The 21,266-nt window shown below is 35.6% G+C and carries 19 protein-coding genes; 16 read left to right on the top strand and 3 right to left on the bottom strand.

Annotated features, from left to right (window positions below; translation table 11 throughout):
• Window positions 1–45 precede the first annotated feature (45 nt).
• Window positions 46–945 carry a gliding motility-associated ABC transporter ATP-binding subunit GldA gene (gene gldA, locus LB454_RS03675; RefSeq protein WP_224463245.1) on the bottom strand — a complete coding sequence of 300 codons (900 nt, stop codon included), beginning with the start codon at window positions 943–945 and terminating at the stop codon, window positions 46–48.
• A gap of 145 nt (window positions 946–1,090) precedes the next feature.
• Here gldA and LB454_RS03670 point away from each other — a divergent pair, with 145 nt between their 5' ends.
• The 9 genes from LB454_RS03670 to queA all read left to right on the top strand — a co-directional run bounded on the left by LB454_RS03670 (window position 1,091) and on the right by queA (window position 10,495).
• Window positions 1,091–2,170, top strand: coding sequence for a bifunctional 3-deoxy-7-phosphoheptulonate synthase/chorismate mutase type II (locus LB454_RS03670; RefSeq protein ID WP_224463243.1), 1,080 nt, complete (start codon window positions 1,091–1,093; stop codon window positions 2,168–2,170).
• Between the two features lie 32 nt (window positions 2,171–2,202).
• Window positions 2,203–3,159: a ribosome small subunit-dependent GTPase A gene (rsgA, locus tag LB454_RS03665; protein WP_224463240.1), complete on the top strand. Its 957-nt coding sequence runs from the start codon at window positions 2,203–2,205 to the stop codon at window positions 3,157–3,159.
• A gap of 1 nt (window position 3,160) precedes the next feature.
• Complete coding sequence (dtd, locus tag LB454_RS03660) at window positions 3,161–3,613, top strand: D-aminoacyl-tRNA deacylase (RefSeq protein WP_224463238.1); 453 nt, start codon at window positions 3,161–3,163, stop codon at window positions 3,611–3,613.
• Window positions 3,614–3,652: 39 nt separating this feature from the next.
• Complete coding sequence (locus LB454_RS03655) at window positions 3,653–5,545, top strand: DUF3857 domain-containing protein (protein ID WP_224463236.1); 1,893 nt, start codon at window positions 3,653–3,655, stop codon at window positions 5,543–5,545.
• 14 nt (window positions 5,546–5,559) lie between these two features.
• Window positions 5,560–7,533 (top strand): transglutaminase domain-containing protein, encoded by a 1,974-nt coding sequence (locus LB454_RS03650; RefSeq protein ID WP_224463233.1) that lies wholly within the window; start codon window positions 5,560–5,562, stop codon window positions 7,531–7,533.
• A 3-nt stretch (window positions 7,534–7,536) separates the two neighbouring features.
• A complete protein-coding gene (locus LB454_RS03645; protein WP_224463231.1) occupies window positions 7,537–7,863 on the top strand; it encodes a nucleotide pyrophosphohydrolase in 327 nt (108 codons plus the stop codon).
• Window positions 7,864–8,121, top strand: coding sequence for a hypothetical protein (locus tag LB454_RS03640; protein ID WP_224463228.1), 258 nt, complete (start codon window positions 7,864–7,866; stop codon window positions 8,119–8,121). It begins immediately after the preceding gene.
• Entirely contained in the window at window positions 8,118–9,338 is a 1,221-nt protein-coding gene (locus LB454_RS03635) for a 3-phosphoshikimate 1-carboxyvinyltransferase (RefSeq protein ID WP_224463227.1), read from the top strand. Before LB454_RS03640 ends, LB454_RS03635 begins: the two co-directional genes overlap by 4 nt.
• 107 nt (window positions 9,339–9,445) lie before the next feature.
• On the top strand, window positions 9,446–10,495 hold the full coding sequence (gene queA / locus LB454_RS03630) for a tRNA preQ1(34) S-adenosylmethionine ribosyltransferase-isomerase QueA (RefSeq protein WP_224463226.1): 1,050 nt from the start codon (window positions 9,446–9,448) through the stop codon (window positions 10,493–10,495).
• Window positions 10,496–10,550: 55 nt separating this feature from the next.
• Here queA and rlmH read toward each other — a convergent pair whose 3' ends face one another.
• Window positions 10,551–11,024 (bottom strand): 23S rRNA (pseudouridine(1915)-N(3))-methyltransferase RlmH, encoded by a 474-nt coding sequence (gene rlmH / locus LB454_RS03625; RefSeq protein ID WP_224463225.1) that lies wholly within the window; start codon window positions 11,022–11,024, stop codon window positions 10,551–10,553.
• A 46-nt stretch (window positions 11,025–11,070) separates the two neighbouring features.
• Here rlmH and nadC point away from each other — a divergent pair, with 46 nt between their 5' ends.
• From nadC to LB454_RS03590, 7 genes are all read left to right on the top strand, one after another.
• Window positions 11,071–11,928 (top strand): carboxylating nicotinate-nucleotide diphosphorylase, encoded by an 858-nt coding sequence (gene nadC, locus LB454_RS03620; protein ID WP_224463866.1) that lies wholly within the window; start codon window positions 11,071–11,073, stop codon window positions 11,926–11,928.
• A gap of 2 nt (window positions 11,929–11,930) precedes the next feature.
• Window positions 11,931–12,857: a YihY/virulence factor BrkB family protein gene (locus LB454_RS03615; RefSeq protein ID WP_224463224.1), complete on the top strand. Its 927-nt coding sequence runs from the start codon at window positions 11,931–11,933 to the stop codon at window positions 12,855–12,857.
• A 4-nt stretch (window positions 12,858–12,861) separates the two neighbouring features.
• Window positions 12,862–13,422, top strand: coding sequence for a chalcone isomerase family protein (locus LB454_RS03610; protein ID WP_224463223.1), 561 nt, complete (start codon window positions 12,862–12,864; stop codon window positions 13,420–13,422).
• A gap of 4 nt (window positions 13,423–13,426) precedes the next feature.
• Window positions 13,427–13,852, top strand: coding sequence for a DUF2147 domain-containing protein (locus LB454_RS03605; RefSeq protein ID WP_224463222.1), 426 nt, complete (start codon window positions 13,427–13,429; stop codon window positions 13,850–13,852).
• A gap of 17 nt (window positions 13,853–13,869) precedes the next feature.
• Complete coding sequence (gene priA, locus LB454_RS03600; protein WP_224463221.1) at window positions 13,870–16,332, top strand: replication restart helicase PriA; 2,463 nt, start codon at window positions 13,870–13,872, stop codon at window positions 16,330–16,332.
• Between the two features lie 83 nt (window positions 16,333–16,415).
• A complete protein-coding gene (locus LB454_RS03595) occupies window positions 16,416–17,369 on the top strand; it encodes a hydrogen peroxide-inducible genes activator (RefSeq protein WP_224463220.1) in 954 nt (317 codons plus the stop codon).
• A 197-nt stretch (window positions 17,370–17,566) separates the two neighbouring features.
• Entirely contained in the window at window positions 17,567–19,090 is a 1,524-nt protein-coding gene (locus LB454_RS03590; protein WP_224463218.1) for a SulP family inorganic anion transporter, read from the top strand.
• Between the two features lie 200 nt (window positions 19,091–19,290).
• Here the strand turns inward: LB454_RS03590 and rho are convergent, their stop codons facing one another.
• A complete protein-coding gene (gene rho, locus LB454_RS03585; RefSeq protein WP_224463216.1) occupies window positions 19,291–21,102 on the bottom strand; it encodes a transcription termination factor Rho in 1,812 nt (603 codons plus the stop codon).
• Window positions 21,103–21,266 lie beyond the last annotated feature (164 nt).

The raw sequence follows: 21,266 nt of genomic DNA, 5'->3' as shown, positions 1-21,266 counted from the left end.
TATTGGAGTTTTCAATAATGCTTAGTGCTATTCAAGCAGGTAATTTTAAGAATCTTTAGTCAGATCTATAAATAGACTTTCAAGATTCTTATTTTTTTTGTGAAGTTCGATAATCTTTAAGCCTTTATCATGCGCAAAATCAAAAACATCTGGGCGTTTATCAACTGTAGTGTCGAAGGTAATTTCATACTTGAAACGTGTTGTATTCACAATATTAGATACTTTACCAATTTCCTTTAGTGCAACTTCTTCAATTCTGTAGTTAAATTCAACTTCTATCACTTGTTGAGAAGAATCGTTTAGGTCTTCTAATTTTTTATCGGAGACAATTTCACCTTTATTGATGATAATCACTCTATCACAGATGGCTTCTACTTCCTGCATAATGTGGGTAGAAAGTAAAATGGTTTTGTTTTTACTAATTGATTTTATCAGTTCTCTAATTTCTATGAGCTGATTTGGATCAAGGCCTGTGGTAGGCTCATCAAGAATTAAAATGTCTGGATCATGAAGCAGAGCCGCCGCCAATCCCACGCGCTGTCTGTAGCCTTTGGATAATTGATAAATGCGTTTCCCTATTTCTTTGGTAAGCTTGGTCTGTTCTATTACTTTATCAATTCTTTCTTTGGGACTTTTAAAAATCTTAGCGTGAAAATTGAGATATTCCCGGATGTACATTTCCAGATAAATGGGATTATGTTCTGGCAGATAGCCTATTTGTTTCTGTATGTCTGTCTTGGCTTCAGTAAGTTTTAAAGCATTGATATTAGCCTCTCCAGCACTCGGACTTATAAAGCCAGTCAAAATCTTCATTAGTGTAGATTTACCAGCACCATTTGGCCCAAGTAAACCGACAACTTCTCCCTTAGAGATCTTAAAATTGATGTCATTTAGAACAAGTTGGTCTTTGTATGATTTTGAAATGGACTTTACTTCAATAGACATTTTAAAACTTTTGAACAAAAATACAAATTATATCTCTTCACAAATTCAGAATAAAATTGTAAACCGCTTTTTTAAAAGACTTTTGCTTCCTTAAAAGCAAGTAAAATGGCTTTGTCATCTGGTATTAAAAGTTAATTTTGTATTCATGAAAAATGATAAAAATCTAAGGAACTGGTTAACGGAGATGAATTTGGATCATCCGTTGGTCATCGCTGGACCCTGTAGTGCCGAAACTGAAGAACAAGTTCTAACTATTGCACGTCAACTTAAAGATTCTGATGCGACAGTGATGCGTGCTGGTATTTGGAAGCCGAGAACACGTCCTGGGAATTTTGAAGGCGTTGGTGCCATTGGTTTAGACTGGCTCAAAAAAGCCAAGGAAGAAACAGGTTTGATGATCGCCACTGAAGTGGCTAATAAGACCCATGTAGATTTGGCATTAAAGGCAGGTGTAGATGTGTTGTGGATTGGCGCCAGAAGTACAGTAAGTCCATTTATCGTTCAGGAAATCGCTGATGCGTTGGAAGGCACAGATAAAATTGTTCTGGTTAAAAACCCAGTAAATCCAGACTTAGCTTTATGGCTGGGAGGTGTAGAACGCCTGTACAATGCCAATATTAAAAATCTTGGTGTTATTCACAGAGGGTTTTCGACTTACGAAAAAATCAAATATAGAAATAACCCTGAATGGCAAATCGCCATAGACCTGCAGAATCAATTCCCAGATTTACCGATTTTGGTAGATCCGTCTCATATTGCAGGAAATAGAAATCTAGTGTTTGATATTTGTCAAACTGCTCTGGATCTAAATTATGACGGGATGATTGTAGAAACACACCATACTCCGGAAAAAGCCTGGAGTGACGCTGCTCAACAAATCACACCAGATTTCTTAAAACAAATGACTATAGACCTTCGCATCAGAAATAAAGAAGGCGCTGAAGAGTTCAATAAGCACTTGAATGTTATGAGGTCAAAAATTGATATCATAGACAACCAAATTATTGATTTTCTTGGTAAACGTATGAGTGTTGCCGATGAAATAGGTGAATTGAAGAAAGAAAATAATGTGGCGATTTTACAGCCAGAGCGATGGAGTAAAGTGTTAAATAGATTGACCATGGAAGGTGAGAAAAATAGCTTGTCCAAAGATTTTGTTGAGCGTCTCACCAAAGCTATTCACGAAGAATCTATTGCTCATCAACATAAAATTATAAGTCAATAGACTATGTCTGAAATCAATTCAAAAGAAAGTTAATGAGAGCTGTTGTTTATAAATCTACTGGGAGTTGGTACTATGTAAAGGCAGAGGATGGAAAGATTTATAACTCTAGAATTAAAGGAAAATTCAGGCTGAAAGGTATCAAAAGTACCAATCCTGTGGCTGTAGGAGATCATGTGGAAATCGACACAGAAAAAAAAGGGGACGAGACCATAGGGATTATAAAAGAGATTCACGACAGGAAAAATTACATTATTCGCAAATCTGTAAATTTATCTAAGCAAACACACATTATAGCAGCTAATATTGATTTGGCTTTTTTATTGGTGACTCATAACAATCCTCCCACAAGTACCACATTTATAGATCGTTTTCTGGTTACTGCAGAGGCTTACCATATTCCAACTGTATTATTGATCAATAAAGTGGATGCATACAGCTTGGAAGAATTTGCAGAGATGAAATATATAGCAGAACTCTACCGAGAAATAGGTTACACCTGTATAGGGATTTCTGCTGAAACTGGAGAAAACATTGACAAGGTAAAAGAATTGATGAAAAATAAGGTAAGTGTATTTGCTGGGCACAGTGGTGTTGGGAAGTCCACTTTAGTTAATTCCATAGAACCAAGTCTGGATATCAAAACTTCAGAAATTTCTGAACAGCATAGACAAGGTCAGCATACTACCACTTTTGCAGAAATGCATGAGTTACATTTTGGAGGTCAAATCATAGATACACCAGGTATAAGAGGATTTGGTGTTGTAGATATCGACAAATACGATCTTGACAATTACTTTCCTGAATTTTTTAAGCTGAAAACAGATTGTAAATTCAACAATTGCATTCATGTAGACGAGCCAAAGTGTGCTGTGAAGGATGCATTAGCAGAAGATGAAATAGCTTATTCCAGATACAAAAGTTATTTGCAAATTCTTGATGGCGAGGAAGATGAAAGTTTTAGAAAGGACCCTTATCAAGACTTGAGATAATATGAGAGTAGTATTGCAAAGAGTGAAGGAAGCTTCTGTGGCAATTGACACTGAAATAGCAGGCAGCATCAATCAAGGACTTTTGATCTATTTGGGTATAGAAACTGATGATGAGCATGAAGACATAGACTGGTTAGTCAAAAAAGTCACTCAGCTAAGAATTTTTTCGGACGAAAATGGAAAAATGAATTTAAATTGTAAAGAGGTTGGAGGAGAATTTTTGGTAGTAAGCCAGTTCACGCTATATGCTTCAACAAAAAAAGGAAATCGGCCAAGTTTTACTGCAGCTGCAAAGCCTGATTTGGCAAATGAGCTTTACGAGGCATTTATTAAAAGACTTGAAAGTGTTATGAATACGACTTTGCAATCTGGAAGGTTTGGAGCAGACATGCAGGTATCCTCCATCAATGATGGTCCTCTTACCTTTATTTTAGACTCGAAACAAAAGAGTTAAAAAATTTATAATTTTTAATATTTTTTTTAGTTTTGGATCATGAAAAAAATCGTCCTGCTATTCTTGTGTACTTTTTCTATCAGTATTTTTTCACAACAAGATTATTCCATCTCGAATTTAAATTCAAATCTTTTAGAGCAGTCCAATTCTGTTGTTTTAAAAAATGATACAAAAATTGTGATTGATAGTTATAATTCGATAACCATTACTGAAAATAAAATAGTCACGATCTTAAACAAGAGAGGCCTTAAGGATTTGGATGCGTTTGCTTTTTATGATAAATCTAGAAAAATCAAAGACCTTGAAGCGAAAGTATATAATGTGCTAGGTTCTGAAATCAAAAAATTTAAAGAAAGAGATTTTATGGATGTAAGCGCAGTTGGTTCTGTCAACTTATATTCTGATAACAGGGTTAAGTATTTGGATTTTACGCCAGCTAGTTATCCAGTAACCATTCAAGTAGAAAAAAAGTTAAAGACGAAAAACACAGCTTTTATTCAAGACTTTAGACCCTATAAAAATTATTATCAGTCGATCAAAGAATTCAATTATGAAGTTGAAAATAACTCAGGTATAGAGCTTCGCACTTTTGAAAATGATTTCATGGACGGTGTTGAATTAGAACACATTTCACCTAGCCACTTTAAGTATACAGTATCCAATTTGCCTTCCATTCCTAGAGAAGTTTATAGCCCATCCTTAGAGGTTTTTACCCCAAAAGTTATGTTCGCTCTAAGAACATTTGAACTTGAAGGAGAAAAAGGCCAGTTAGATACTTGGAAAGATTTTGGATTGTGGCAATACAATAACCTTTTGGAGGGACTTGATGAATTACCAGAATCAACAGTTTCTGAAATTATGTCAATCACCCAAAATTTGGAAACAAAAATAGAAAAGGCTAAAGCCATATACCAGTATGTGCAGGATAATACACGCTATATAAGTGTGCAAATCGGCTTAGGTGGTTGGAAGCCAATTTCAGCCGAAGAAGTCGATGATAAGAAATATGGAGACTGTAAGGGTTTGACAAATTATACAAAAGCTCTTCTTAATTTAGTTGACATACAGGCTAATTACTGTGTGGTGCAGGCGGGATCAGAAATCGAAGATATATCAAAAGAATTTCCATCCCTACAGGGAAACCATGTCATATTAAATATTCCTCAGGAAAGTGAGGATGATATTTGGTTGGAGTGTACAAGCCAAAATATTCCATTCAATTTTTTAGGCACTTTTACAGACAATAGAAATGTTCTTGCTTTGAAGCCCACAGGGGGTGAGATCATGAGAACTCCAGTTTATTCTGAAAGCGATAACTATCAAAAAACGAGTGCAGAAATTGATATCATTGATAAGACGTTGAAAGCATCTGTTGAAATTTTAACCAAAGGTTCTCAATACAATAACAGATATTCTTTAGATAATTATGATAGTAAAGAAATCAATTCTCACTATCAATCCTACTGGAAAAATTTAAAAGAACTGACTGTTCAAAACCACCTATTTTTAAATAACAAGGATGAAGTTACTTTTATCGAAAACCTACAAGTCGAAGATGAAAATTATGCTAAAATTTATGGTAACGATCTTATATTAGACATTAATCCTTTTAATAAATTTCAAGTCAATTTGCCTAGATATAATTCCAGAAAATCACCTTTTGTAGTTGAAAGAGGATTTATAGATGAAGACGAATTTGTATTTAATCTAGAGGGGTTATCTTTAGAAACAGAACTAAATGATGTAAAATTGGATTCTGAATATGGTACTTATACTCTGGATTTTGAGCTGCAAGACAATAAACTTGTGGTAAAAAGATACCTGAAGCTTAATAAAAATAAATATGAAAAAGCAGATTATGGCAAATTTGTAGACTTCTTTTCAGCGATAGCCAAATATGATAATACCAAACTTAGTTTAAAACTTATTTAAAATTAAACCCTGTTATGAAATTTTTTTTCACATCCTTATTAGTTGTTCTTTTTTTCAATCTAAATCATTCTCAATCTAAAGAACTAGAAGATATAACCTTGGAAATGTTATGGGAAACTGATTCACCCAATGATGAAGACGGTGTGGCTGAAGTACTTTATGAAAAGGGTGAAATTTCATTTAAAATGACGGAATCCTGGGAATACGATTTTGTAGTAACAAGAAGGGTGAAAATATATAATAAGGATGGTTATGATCAGGCTAATGTTCAAATTCCCTATTATGTTGGCAATAAAAGTTCAGATAAAGAATCTGTTTCTAGAATAAAGGGTTATGTGTATTATGAAGAGAATGGAAAGATAGAAAGAGAAAAACTTCGTAGAAAAGAAGTGTTTGATATAGACCTAAGTGATTCTTGGGAAGCCAAGAAATTTACTTTGCCTAAAATTCAAGATGGAGTGATTTTAGAATACACCTATACAATTACATCCCCTCACGTATCCAATCTTCCTGTCTGGGTTTTTCAAAATGATATTTATACGCGTTATTCAGAATATGCTACAAAAATTCCAAATGAATACCTGGCTTACAGTATAAAGTCAAAAGGATATCATCAATTTAAAACATTGGTAGATCAAACAGAAAGCCCTATTTATGTAAGGTCTGCAGGGACACAAATACGGACTTCTATAAAGCATTCACAACACATTATAAACGATTTACCTAAGATAAAGAACGAATCGTTTGTTAATAATGTGAGCAATTACCTCCCTTCAGTTGGATATGAATTATCATCATATAAAACAGGAGAGTATGAAGCTCATAAGTCTGTTTCCAAAACATGGGACGACGTCGTAAATACATTAAGTGATACAGATACCTACAATGTAGAACTATCACGCTCAAAATACTTTAGCAGTGATTTGAAAACCCTTTTAAGAGACATAAACCTTCCTAAAGAAAAGATGATTGCCGTTTTTGAATTTGTAAAAGACAGAATGACCTGGAATGACAAAGAAAGGAGGTATACAAGTGATAAATTGAATAAAGTTTACAAAGAAAAAGTAGGGAATTCCGCAGACATTAATATCATGTTGACAGCTATGCTGAGAGAAGCAGGTTTGGATGCGAATCCCGTTTTATCTAGCACAATATCTCATGGAATCCCTCTGTATCCTACTATTTCGGGTTTTAACTATGTATTCACTCATATAAACATTAATGGGGAAGTTTTCCTTTTGGATGCAACCAATGAATTTTCGATCCCAAATGTTCTTCCGAAGCGCTTGTTGAACTGGAGGGGGACAGTTATAAAGCCTGATGGTTTTGAATCTTTGAATCTGGTTCCATCATCCAGTTCAGTTAAGAGGTATCAGGTGAGTGCTGAAGTTAATGAAGAAGGGGAAGTCGATGGTATGTGCAGAATAATTTCTATAGATCAGTTTGGTCTAGAAACAAGAAACCTGCTTTACAAAAAGAGTGATGATGATATAAAATTAAAGTATGGCAAAGATTTTAATCTAAATAAAATTACTGAAGTATCTACCGCTAATCTAAATGATATTTCAAAACCTATGGTAGAAGGGTTTTCTTTTTCCGGAAACGGAGAATATGTAGAAAAGATAGGTGACAAAATCTATTTGTCACCTATGTTGTTTTTGAATTCAAAACAAAATCCTTTCAAAGATGAAGAAAGGATTTATCCTATTGATTTCACATATCCACGAAGTATTGAACACTATATTTCAATCAGCTTACCCGAAGGTTACAAAATCGATTACATGCCAGAAAAAGCAATTTTCAATTTAGGGGACAGTTTGTTGACTTTAACCTATCTTATCGAGGAGAATAATGGAATGATTTCTTTAAAAGTGAACCAAAATATTAATTCGATATTATTTTTACCCCAAGACTATGCTAACCTAAAAGATTTTTATGCAAATTTGATCAACAAAGAAAATGAGAAGATTGTACTGGTAAAATCATAACACATGGATATTGAAAACGCCCAAAAGGCAGTCGATGAATGGATAAATGAACACGGTGTTCGCTATTTCAATGAGCTCACCAACATGGCTCAGCTTACTGAAGAAGTAGGAGAAGTAGCAAGAATTATAGCCAGACGCTATGGTGAGCAAAGTGAAAAAGAAAGCGATAAATCCAAAGATCTTGGTGAAGAACTTGCAGATGTTGTGTTTGTTGTTTTATGTTTGGCAAATCAAACAGGTATAGATTTGCAACAGGCTTTTGATAAAAAGCTGGACCTGAAAACAAAACGCGACCACAATCGCCATCAAAATAATCCAAAACTGAAATAAATGTTTCAAAGAGTCATATCTGCCAAAGGCTTTTGGCGATCAGTTACCAGTTTAGCTTTAGGCTTTATTATCATTTATAATGTCATAGACGTTTGGTTTGGTTACGACTTTGACTGGGCATTGTATGCTGAAAACAGATTTGCAGCAGACAATTTACTGAGATTTTTTGTAGCAAATATAATGAGTGGATTTGTCTATGGTTTTGTAGTTACCTTTTTGAAATTCAGAGGCAACCTCAAAAAAAATGACTCAAAATGAAATTAACTTGTGTGCCTCCAAAAACAGGTTTTTTCAATTTTGAAATTACAGGATCTAAAAGTATATCCAATAGATATTTGATCCTACAAGCCTTATTTCCGAATTTAATTCTAAAAGGCTTGTCCAAAAGTGATGACACTCAGGTGCTTCAAAAAGCTTTATCAGCCTCGCTTGGGGAAACCAAAGAAATAGATATTCATCACGCAGGCACCGCTATGCGATTTTCGACTGCTTATCTGTCAACACTTCCTGGAGTTGACGTTGTACTCACGGGAAGTCAGCGGATGCAGGAACGACCTATAGGAATTTTAGTGCAAGCTTTGAGAACTCTTGGCGCATCAATAAATTACGTCAAAAATGAAGGCTTTCCGCCATTGAAAATTAAAGGCAAATCACTTTCAAAAGATCATATTTCTATTTCTGCGGATGTGAGCAGTCAATACATTACAGCCTTGATGCTCATTGCACCTTCTTTAAAAAATGGACTAAAGATAAATCTGGAATCCAAAGTAACTTCCAAACCTTACCTCAAAATGACTGCTCAGGCACTGGAATCTATTGGGATTGAGGTTTATTTTGAATCCAATTTTATTCAGGTGCATCCTAAAACTGAAATTGAGCCCACGCAAATCTCAGTGGAATCTGACTGGAGCTCGGTGTCCTATTTTTATAGTTGTTTGGCCTTGATGGCAACTGCAGAGTTTGAAATATCCACATACCACAAGAACAGCCTTCAGGGCGATGCTCAAGTAGCTGAGTTTTATGAGCTTTTTGGAATAAAAACTCAATTCAATAATAATTCAATTCTGTTGTCAAAGACTGAAAATTTTAAGCTTCCCTCGAAAATTGAGCTGGATCTCAATGATACGCCAGATCTAGCTCAAACTATAGCTGTTACTTGTCTTGGACTTGGGGTAGAGTGTTTCTTGACTGGATTGCATACACTCAAAGTCAAAGAAACCGATAGACTAGTAGCACTCAAAACTGAGATTGAGAAGTTTGGTGCAGAAGTCATCATAACAAATGAATCTCTACATTTGAAACCCGTATCGGAATTAAATTCAGAAGTAAAAATTGAAACCTATCAAGACCACAGAATGGCAATGGCTTTTGCTCCTTTGGCTTTGAAAACCGATTTAGAAATATTGAATCCAGAAGTTGTGTCTAAATCGTTCCCAGACTTTTGGGAAAAGATGAAGGTACTCGGTATCCAGTAAAAACGCTACCTCACTCTTTATTAATGTAAATAAACTATAATTTACTTGACAACGCCTATCTCGCGGTAGTATATTTGCACTTTTAAAAAATATACTAGACTATGGGAATGAAACTTTCACAATTCGAATTTACTTTACCAGAAGAACTATTGGCAGAATTTCCTTCGGAACACCGAGATGAGGCCAAGTTGATGGTAGTAAATCGTAAGGATGGTTCTATTGAGCACAAAATGTTTAAAGATGTTATTGACTATTTTGAAGAAAAAGACGTCATGGTGTTCAATAATACCAAAGTTTTCCCAGCTAGACTTTATGGAAACAAAGAAAAAACAGGTGCCAAAATTGAAGTTTTTCTGTTAAGAGAGCTCAATCCAGAAACCAGACTTTGGGACGTACTTGTAGATCCAGCCAGAAAAATTAGAATCGGGAATAAACTTTACTTTGGTGAAGATGAAAGCCTTGTTGCAGAAGTGATTGACAACACTACCAACCGAGGTAGAACATTGCGCTTCCTATATGATGGATCTTACCAGGATTTTAGAAATAAATTGACTGAACTTGGTCAAACACCACTTCCAAAATATATCAAGCGCGATGTAGTGCCAGAAGACGCTGAGCGTTACCAAACCATTTATGCCAAAGAAGAAGGAGCCGTCGCAGCTCCTACTGCTGGTCTTCATTTTTCAAAGCATCTATTGAAGCGTCTTGAAATCAAAGGTATTGACTTTGCAGAAGTGACTTTGCACATTGGATTGGGAACTTTCAATCCAGTCGAGGTGGAAGATTTGTCTAAGCACAAGATGGATAGTGAAGAAATAAGAATTGATAGCAAAGCGACAAGCATCATCAACAATGCTAAATCTGATAAAAGAAAAATCTGTGCAGTAGGTACAACAGTTATGAGAACTTTGGAAAGTGCTGTAAGTTCCAACCAACGACTTAATGAGTATACTGGGTGGACCAATAAATTTATTTTTCCTCCGCACGATTTTAGCATTGCCAATTGTATGATTACCAATTTCCACATGCCAAAATCTACTTTATTAATGATGATATCTGCTTTTGCAGGTCATGACTTGATGGAAAAAGCTTATAAAGAAGCTATAAAGGAAAAATATAAATTTTACTCCTATGGAGATGCAATGTTGATATTATAGTCAACAATGTCTAATTAAGGGAGAAGCTGGCTCATCCAAGGTGTGTCAGCTTTTTTTATTCGTGATGGTAGGGTAGGTTTTTCAAAATTGTAAAAGCTCTGTAGAGCTGCTCTGTAAAAAACAAGCGAATCATTTGATGTGAAAATGTCATTTTGGATAAAGCTAGTTTTTGATTTCCTCTGGCATAGACTTTTGGAGAAAATCCATAAGGTCCCCCAATAACGAAAACAAGATTTTTTAGTCCAGTATTCATACGCTTCTGCAACCAGCTTGCCATTTTTGTCGAGCTGTATTCAAGACCTGTCTCATCAAGAAGAACAACAAAATCTGAAGGAGAGATTTTACTTAAAATAAGCTCACCTTCTTTTTCTTTCTGTAATTCTATTTCCATGTTTTTTCTTTTCTTAAGATCTGGAATTAGCATGGTTTCAAATTTTACAAAAAACGATAAACGCTTTTTATAATCATTGATGAGGGCTTCAAGATGCCGGTTGTCTGTTTTACCTACAAGCACTAAGGTGATGGTCATCTGTATAAAAAGTTTAACTTTGTTTGAGACAAAAATAGATAACCAGATGATTAGTGAAAAGCAATTGGCAGAAGAAATCCAAATCATTATTCAAAATGCTATAAGAGAAGATGTTGGCGATGGAGATCATTCTAGTTTAGCTTGTATTCCAAAGGATGCAAAAGGCAAAGCCAAATTACTTGTAAAAGATCAAGGGGTTCTTGCAGGTATCGAATTTGCAAAAGAGGTTTTTAAGTTTGTAGATCCCGCTTTGGAAGTAGAAGTGTTAATGAAAGATGGAGATACAATGAATCCGGGAGATGTTGCCTTTTATGTTTCCGGCTCAAGTCAATCTATACTTAAAGCAGAACGTTTGGTTCTTAATGCCATGCAGCGAATGAGTGCTATTGCAACAAAGACGAGTAAGTTTTCAAATCTTTTGAAAGGCTTTAATACTCAAATTCTGGATACCCGAAAAACTACGCCAGGGTTCCGGGCCCCAGAAAAAATGGCAGTCAAAATTGGAGGTGGAACCAACCACAGGTTCGCTCTGTACGATATGGTTATGTTGAAAGATAATCACATAGATTTTGCGGGAGGGATTTCAAAAGCAATACAGAAAACCATTAGTTATCTGGCAGAACAAAATTTGGATCTTAGAATAGTAGTGGAAGCAAGATCACTTTCAGAAGTAGAAGAAATTTTGGAAAATGATGGTGTTTATAGAATTCTCTTGGACAATTTTAGTTACCAAGATACAAAAGCAGCTGTCAATCTTATAAATGGGAGGTGTTACTCAGAATCCAGCGGTGGTATTACGCTGGAAAATGCTAAAGGTTATGCAGAATGTGGGGTAGACTTTATTTCAAGCGGGTCACTCATTCACTCGGTTCATAACTTAGATCTTAGCCTAAAAGCTGTTTAATTATGGCCGCCGAAATAAGCGATACACTCAAGAAAATCCCAGTAATTAGCCGAATTGCTTATTGGTTTAACCAATTGAAATTGCCAGGTTTTGAAGGCTTTACGCTTTATGATTTATTAAGTTTGTATACTGTAGGCATTCTAAAAGGTACATTCTCTACACGAGCCGGCTCTATTGCATTTAGCTTTTTTATGGCGATTTTCCCCTTCTTACTTTTTGTTCTGAATCTGATTCCATTTGTTTGGTTTATTGATAATTTTCAGCAAGAATTGCTCAATTATCTGGAAGATTTATTACCGCCTCAAACTTCTGGATTGTTTCAGGATATTTTTTATGATATTGCCAACAATCCCAGAGCAGGATTGCTTTCGTTTGTGTTTTTGCTATCTGTTTTTTTAATGTCCAACGGTGTAAATGCAATTTTCACAGGCTTTGAATTTTCCTACCATACCAAAATTAATAGGACAATTATTAGACAATACATGGTAGCCGTAGGGGTTGCAATTATTGTGGCTATTCTACTGCTGATAGCTGTGATAGCTACAGTGTACTTTACTTTCATTATAGATCAGTTCAAAAGTATCGGTGTAGTAGGAGATTCGCTTTTACTAGCCAAGTACGGTCGTTTTGCTATATTGATACTCGTGCTTATACTAGGTATTTCTACTTTGTATTATTTCGGAACCAAAGAAGGTCGTAAAACTAGATTTTTTTCACCAGGCTCATTTTTCACGACATTACTCATTATTTTAACTACTTACTTGTTTTCTATCTATGTAGAAAATTTTAGTGCATACAACAAACTTTATGGTTCTATTGGGGCTCTCTTAATTCTCATGTTATATATTTGGTTGAATTCAAATATACTTTTACTAGGTTTTGAGTTGAATGGATCACTTTATAACCTAAAACAAAAATCAAAAAAATAGCCCTATGAAATTTACCTTTTTTTCCATAATTTTTTTATTCGCTACGAGTTTATCATTTAGCCAAATTGAAGTTTCTGGAATTGAACTTCCTGATACGTTTGAGGTTGGTGAGACTAGTCTAGATTTGAATGGAGCAGGAGTGAGAGAAAAATTCTGGATGGACCTATATGTCGGAGGTCTTTATACAGATCATGAAACCGAAAACGCACAAGAAGTCATAAATTCTAATGCACCTATGGCTTTAAAGATTCATATCGTGTCTGGACTTATTTCCAGTGGAAAGATGAGTTCAGCTGTAGAAGACGGTTTTGAAAATTCTACCGATGGACATATGGAACCTCACAGAGCAAAAATCGATAAATTCAAATCCTTTTTCTCAAATGAAATTTCAGAAGATGATGTCTTTGATATCACCTATTCCCCTTCTGAAGGTGTAGTAGTCTTCAAAAATAATAAAGAACTTGGCACTATTGAAGGATTAGATTTTAAAAAGGCTCTTTTTGGAATATGGTTCTGTGATAAGCCTGCCGACAAGGATTTGATGAAAGGAATGCTAAATATATAATACCATGAAGATTATTTTATTAAGTATTAGTCTGCTTAGCGTCAACTTGATATTAGCACAAGATATTTTTGGTGACTGGAAAACAGTAGATGACGATAGCGGAGTTGAAAAGTCAATTGTCGAAATCTATAAAGAAGATGATCAGGTCTTTGGAAAAGTAAAGAAAATACTGAAAGAAGACGAGCGAGATAGGCGTTGTTCAAAATGTGAAGGAGAACAAAAAGACCAGAAGATTGAAGGCATGGTGATTTTAGAAAGTCTTTCTAAAGACGGTGAGGAATATACAGATGGAAGAATAACCGATCCTGAAAACGGTAAAACTTACGACGCAAAAATTTGGTTGAATGATGAGGACCCAAATATCCTGATGGTAAGAGGGTATGTTTCTCTTTTTTACAGAACACAAGAGTGGAAAAGAGTTGAAGATTAACGTATAATCATTGTCTAATGCCTTTCTTCATTGATGTCATCGTTCCTCTTCCTTTAGAACAAAGATTTACCTATTCTGTTACAGATGAAGAGTACAGTCATCTAGAAGTAGGGATGAGGGTAGCAGTGCCTTTTGGTAAGCGTAAGGTTTATACAAGTATTGTCGCCCACATCCACCAAAATCCTCCATTGCGTTACGAGGCTAAGCCCGTAGAAGAAGTACTGGACGAAACACCAACGGTTACAGGTCAGCAACTCAAATTATGGAAGTGGATAGCAGACTATTACCTCTGCACTGAAGGAGATATTCTCAGGTCTGCTCTGCCAAGCGCGCTTTTAATAGAAAGTGAAACTGTAATAGAGCCTCACCCAGATTTTGACCTAGCTGGTATCGATGATGAGAGCGGTTTAACCGATAGCGAATACCTAATTCTACAGGCACTCCAAAAGCAGAGTTTACTCAAAATCAGTGAAATTATCCTCATCCTGGATAAAAAAACAATTTTTCCTGTCATAAATGCGATGGCAGAAAAGGGCCTTATTCTTATCAATCAGGAATTGAATAAACAGTACAAGCCAAAACTTCAGAAGTATGTAAAACTTACTGACCATTTTAATACTGAAACTGAATTGACAGCACTCTTAGAAAGCCTGGATCGTGCAAAAAAGCAAAAACAAGCACTTTTGAAATTATTCAGTCTTAAGGCTCAAACCCAAAAACCAATTTCTGTAAAAGTTCTCAAAGAAGAAGCCAGCGTATCTGATGCTGTGATCAAATCCTTGATAGAAAAGTCAATTTTTGAAGAATATTACATAAAAAAGGATAGGATTCAATATGACGGGGAGTCGTCTTCTCAAAAGATAAATCTAAATGAATATCAAACCCACGCTTTAGAAGAAATTGAAAATGGATTGAAAATGCATCCGGTGTGTTTACTTCAAGGGGTAACGTCTTCAGGCAAAACTGAAGTCTATATTAAATTAATTGAAAAGATCATTCAGCAAGGAAAGCAGGTGCTTTATTTACTTCCTGAAATTGCTTTAACCACACAGCTTATTCAGCGTTTGCAAGATTATTTTGGTGACGAAGTTTTAGTATATCACAGCAAGTATTCAGTTAACGAAAGGGTGGAAGTTTACAGGCATATTTTGAATGCCACTAAAGGTAAAATTGTGATAGGAGCGAGGTCTTCTATATTTCTGCCCTTTCAAGATTTAGGTCTCGTTGTTGTAGATGAATCTCATGAAAGCAGCTTTAAACAATTTGATCCAGCACCACGCTACCATGCCAGGGATACTGCTATAGTTTTAGCTTCTTTATTTAAAGCAAAAACGCTTCTAGGAACAGCAACTCCTAGTCTTGAAAGCTATTACAATGTAAAGCAAGATAAGTATGCTTTTGCTCAACTCACCAGAAGGTTTGGAAATGTAGTTCCTCCTAAAGTTGAGTTAGTCGATCTCAAAGATCAGCAGAGAAAACAAAAGATGACGGGTCATTTTTCAGAAATCCTAATAAAGGCGATCGAGGAAACCTTGAAGGAAGGTCAGCAAGTCATTCTATTTCAAAACCGAAGAGGATACTCGCCAATTTTGGAATGTAATACCTGCGGTCATGCACCGCAATGTCCAAATTGTGATGTGAGTCTCACCTATCATAAACATAACAACACACTTAGGTGTCATTACTGCGGATATCATATCGCTATGCAGACCAAATGTATGGCTTGTGGTTCTAAAGATGTGACTACAAAAGGCTTTGGAACCGAACAAATTGAAACAGAACTCAATGCTTTATTTGAAGATAAAGTCATCAAACGGATGGACCTGGATACCACTCGTGGAAAATACGCTTATGAGAAGATCATTTCTGCTTTTGAAAACAGTGAAATTGATATTTTGGTAGGTACACAAATGCTAACTAAAGGCTTAGACTTTAGACATGTGAAACTTGTGGGTGTGATGAATGCGGATAGCTTACTCAATTTTCCCGATTTTAGAGCTCATGAAAGAAGTTTTCAACTCTTAGTGCAAGTAGCAGGTAGGGCAGGCCGAACCCAGGAACAAGGTCAGGTTTTGATACAAACTTACAATCCTTACCACAGGATTTTACAGCAAGTAACGACCAATAGTTATACAGAAATGTTTAAAGAGCAACTAGATGACCGCAGACATTTTAAATATCCGCCGCTATTTAGAATGATCAAGATTACTTTTAAATCTAGAGACTTAAATAAATTGAATGAAGCTTCAGACTGGTTGGCACTTTACTACAGACAAATTTTCACGACCAACGTGTTAGGCCCTGAATTTCCTGCGGTATCCAGAATCAGAAACGAGTATCATAAAAATATCCTGATTAAAATTCCTCAGGAACAATCACTTGCAAAGACCAAATCCTATGTGAAAGCAGGAATTGATAAATTTAAATCTATAGCTCAGTTTCGAACCATCAAAGTGATTGTAAATGTAGATCCTTATTAATATTTTCATCAATAAATCATAATTACAACTTATAGCTTTATACGATTCTCTAATACTATTGTATTTTTATAAAAAATTTCAACATGACGATCACTCAACTCACCTATGTACTTGCTGTAGCAGAATATAAAAATTTCACCAAGGCATCAGAAAAAGTATTTGTTACTCAGCCTACATTAAGCATGCAAGTACAAAAGCTTGAAGAAGAATTGAATGTGAAAATTTTTGACAGAACCAAAAAGCCCATTAAACTTACACCAGTTGGAGAAAAAATTATTGAGCAGGCAAAAAATATCGTCAATGAAAGTGTAAGAATTCAAGACATTGTAGATCAGCAAAAAGGCTTTGTAGGCGGAGAATTTAAGCTTGGAATTATACCAACGGTAATGCCAACCTTATTGCCGATGTTTTTAAACAATTTTGTAAAAAAATATCCCAAAATCAATTTAAAAATTGAAGAAGTTCACACAGAGGTCATTATAGAAAAATTGATTGATGGTCATCTAGATGCTGGTATCGCTGCAACTCCACTCGGCAATGAAAAAATTAAAGAAAAACCACTTTATTACGAGCCATTCATGGCCTATATTCCAGAGCAACACCGCTTATTTAACTCCAAAGACATAGTCGCAGAAGATCTTGATGTGGACGAAGTTCTATTGCTGGAAGACGGGCATTGCTTCAAGGATAACATTTTGAATCTTTGCAAGAGTGTCCAAAACCTACCAGATCAAAGGCGTTTCTATCTGGAAAGTGGAAGTTTTGAAACTCTGATTAAATTATCTGATGAGGGTTTAGGCATGACTCTACTCCCATATCTTCATACTTTAGACCTGAAAGAAGGCAAGCAAAAGAATGTCAAATTCTTTAAAAAACCTTATCCCTCGAGAGAAATAAGTCTGGTACATCACAAAAACGAGCTTAAATCACATATCATAAAAGCTCTGCAAGAGTCAATCAACTCAATCGTTAAAGCCGCCATCCAATTTCAGGATATTGAGATCATAAGTCCTTTAAATCAAAATAATAGAAGTTAAGCATCTAATAATCAATATTTTAAAACTTATTCATAGTTGTTTAAAAAAATTAGAATAACCTTCTGCTACTTTACTCTTAACCTCTACATTTGCATTCTTTTTACAAAAGTCAATTACCGTTAGTTTATAGCAGGATTTAGTATTCGTCTTTTCTCACTGTAATTCAAAACAGAGAATATCAAATTTTAAACAAACAGATGAAAAAGTTAATTAATTTATTCGATTTTAAACAAAAAGTAGATTATAAAATCGAAGTCTTGTCTGGATTAACCGTCGCTTTAGCGCTAATTCCAGAATCTGTCGCCTTTTCTTTAATCGCTGGCTTATCGCCACTTACAGGATTATATGCCTCTTTTGTAATGGCTTTGGTAACTTCTATTTTTGGTGGTCGTCCCGGAATGATTTCCGGAGCTACAGGGGCTGTAGCTGTAGTATTGGTCTCTTTAGCAAGTAGTCATGGTGTGGAATATATTTTTGCAACCGTTATACTGGCGGGAATTATTCAAGCGCTTGCTGGTACTTTAAAACTCGGTAAATTGATGCGATTGGTACCACATCCCGTGATATTTGGATTTGTTAATGGTCTTGCCATTATTATATTTATGTCCCAGTTAGATCAATTTAAGGATGCTTCCGGAGCCTGGCTCACAGGAAGTAACTTATTTATTATCCTTGCATTGGTCATTTTAACTATGCTTATCATTTGGCTGTTACCTAAATTGACCCGAGCAATTCCAGCCTCTTTAGTCGCTATTCTTGTGGTTTTTGGAATTGTTTATTTTGGTGGTATATCTACCAACACAGTTGGTGATTTAGCTTCCATAAGTGGAGGATTTCCTCCTTTTCACATTCCAGAAATTCCATTTACTCTAGAAACATTAATTTTGATTTTGCCTTATTCAGCAATTATTGCAGGAGTAGGACTTATTGAAAGTTTACTCACCCTCAATATTGTGGATGAAATCACTGAAACCAGAGGTAACGGAAATCGTGAAGCAATTGCTCAGGGAAGTGCAAACATCTTATCTGGGTTTTTCTCAGGAATGGGTGGTTGCGCCATGCTTGGTCAAAGTTTGATCAACATTTCTAATGGAGCCAGAGCCAGACTTTCTGGAATCATAGCAGCTGTAGCCCTGCTGGCTTTTATCATGTTTGGTGCAAGTGTAATTGAACAATTGCCAATGGCAGCACTTACGGGTCTTATGATTATGGTGGCGATTGGAACTTTTGAATGGGCGAGTTTGAAGACATTAAGACGTATGCCAAAATCTGATATTTTGGTGATGGTTTTAGTTATGCTTGTTACCGTTGTCCTTCATAATTTAGCTTTAGCTGTGTTGGTGGGAGTTATTATAGCAGCTTTAGTTTTTGCCTGGGATAATGCCATTAGAATACGAGCAAGGAAGAAAATTGACGACAATGGTGTAAAGCATTATCAAATTTTCGGTCCTTTATTTTTTGGTTCAACAACAGTTTTTGCAGAAAAATTTGATGTCCTTAATGATCCAGATGAAATCATCATCGATTTTTATGAAAGTAGAGTAGTAGATATGTCTGCGATTGAAGCCCTTAATAAAATTACTGAGCGCTATCACAAAGTTGGAAAGAAAGTACATCTACAAAACTTGTCTACAGACTCTAAGAATTTACTTTATAAAGCTGAAAAAATTATTAATGTGAATATTCTTGATGAGTCAGACTATAAAACTCTAACTGAATAATCTGAAGCTGATACATTTCTAATTAAGAGTTTTTAATTAAGCTAATACAAACAAAACTCATTTGGTTTTATAACGTCTCGACTGCGCTCGATGAAACATTGAGTCTTTTAAAACAATTCACATCACTAAAATATCTCCAAAATAAAAAATCCCCATTAAAACTTTCTAATGGGGATTTTGATATAACTATTAGTAGAATGTTATCCATTCATCGACATCAAGAACTCTTCGTTAGATTTAGTGTCTTTGATTCTTTGATTGAGGAATTCTATCGCTTCCACAGGATTCATATCGGCTAGGTATTTTCTCATGATCCACATTTTCTGAATTTGATCATCGCCCAACAGCAAATCGTCTCTTCGCGTGCTTGATGAAGTAAGATCAATCGCAGGGAAAATACGTCGGTTGGCGATTTTTCTATCTAGCTGTAGCTCCATGTTTCCAGTTCCTTTGAATTCTTCAAAGATGACTTCATCCATTTTAGACCCTGTATCGGTTAAGGCTGTGGCAATTATGGATAGTGAACCACCATTTTCAATATTACGGGCAGCACCAAAGAAACGTTTTGGTTTATGAAGCGCATTTGCATCTACACCACCACTCAATACTTTTCCGCTAGAAGGTTGTACTGTGTTGTAGGCTCTGGCTAGACGCGTAATAGAATCTAGTAAGATCACGACATCATGGCCACATTCTACAAGGCGTTTTGCTTTTTCGATGACAAGATTCGCCACTCGAACGTGCTCATGAGCTTCTTTGTCGAAGGTAGAGGCAACCACCTCACCCCTTACATTGCGTTGCATATCGGTGACTTCCTCGGGGCGCTCATCAATTAATAGGACGATTTGGTAGACCTCAGGATGGTTGGCTGCTATCGCATTGGCAATATCCTTAAGTAGCATCGTTTTACCAGTTTTTGGCTGAGAAACGATCATCCCACGTTGTCCTTTTCCGATAGGTGAGAACAAATCGATGATACGTGTAGAAAGTGTGCTTTGCTTTTCGGCCAATTTGAATTTCTCCTGCGGGAAAAGCGGCGTTAAATGTTCAAAAGATACACGGTCTCTTACGATTTTAGGATCCAGACCGTTTATTTTTTTGATCTTAATTAAAGGAAAATACTTTTCACCTTCCTTTGGAGGTCTTACTTCACCAAGAACCGTATCACCAGTTTTTAAACCGAATAAACGAATTTGAGATTGTGACAAATAAATATCATCTGGAGAGGATAAGTAATTATAGTCAGAAGACCTTAGGAATCCATAGCCATCCTGCATTAAATCCAAAACACCTTCACTTTCTATGATAGAGTCAAATTCGAAATCCGGGTCTTTGTACTTATTGCGGCTATCCTTATTTCCATTTTTGTCGTTAGACTTGTTATCATTCCTGGATTTGGATTGTTGCTGTTTTGGATGCTGTGGTTTTGACGAAGGAGAGTTTTTTTGTGAATTATCCTTATTGGGGTGGTTATGTTGAGGAACCTTTTTTTCTTTAGCTTCCTTATTTTGTGGTACAGGCTTCTTATCCTGATTTGGCTTTGGAGCCTGAGCAGCTTTTGGAGCCTGAGTTGATTTTTGAGAAGAATTTGCCGGTGAGTTTTCTCTTGGTTGGTTCTTGTCAGTTTGTTGAGGCTTTTTCTCTTCCTGTTTAGATTTATCGCTAGCTTCAAAAGGGTTTTTTGGAGCCTTTTTAGGTTCTCCTTTTTGAACTCTCTTTCTTGGTTTTTTTGAAGCCTGATTGTCTTGTTGTGTATCTCTTTTCTGAGTTGGTTCAGACTTTTTTTCCTCTTTAGATGAATCAGAGTTGGGTGTATTAGCTTTAGATGCTTGAGTTTCCTTTTCCTTACTCAAAATCTCTTTCATCTTTTCAGGATTAGCAGCTTGATAGTCCAGAATTTGGTAGATGAGGTCTAGCTTTTTAAGACTTCTAAATTTTGGAACTTTTAATTCTTTTGCAATTTCTTGTAAGTCTGAAAGTTTTCTAGACTTTAGTTCAATAATTTCTAACATTGATATTTTTTGAAATTAAATAGTTTCGAGGGAGATTCGAATTTAAATTGATGATTTGTAACCGCTTAGGAAAGCAGTTGTCCGCAGACATTGCAATTATACAACTTTATTTTATTTATAAATATGAATTCTTAAATATTCTATTATTTTTGCTGTTCAATTAT

It is taken from the genome of Psychroflexus montanilacus, assembly GCF_020164535.1.
In the GTDB taxonomy this organism is placed as follows: domain Bacteria; phylum Bacteroidota; class Bacteroidia; order Flavobacteriales; family Flavobacteriaceae; genus Psychroflexus; species Psychroflexus montanilacus.
The sequence above is the reverse complement of the archived record's forward strand: the minus strand, read 5'-3'. Positions and strand labels throughout refer to the sequence as shown.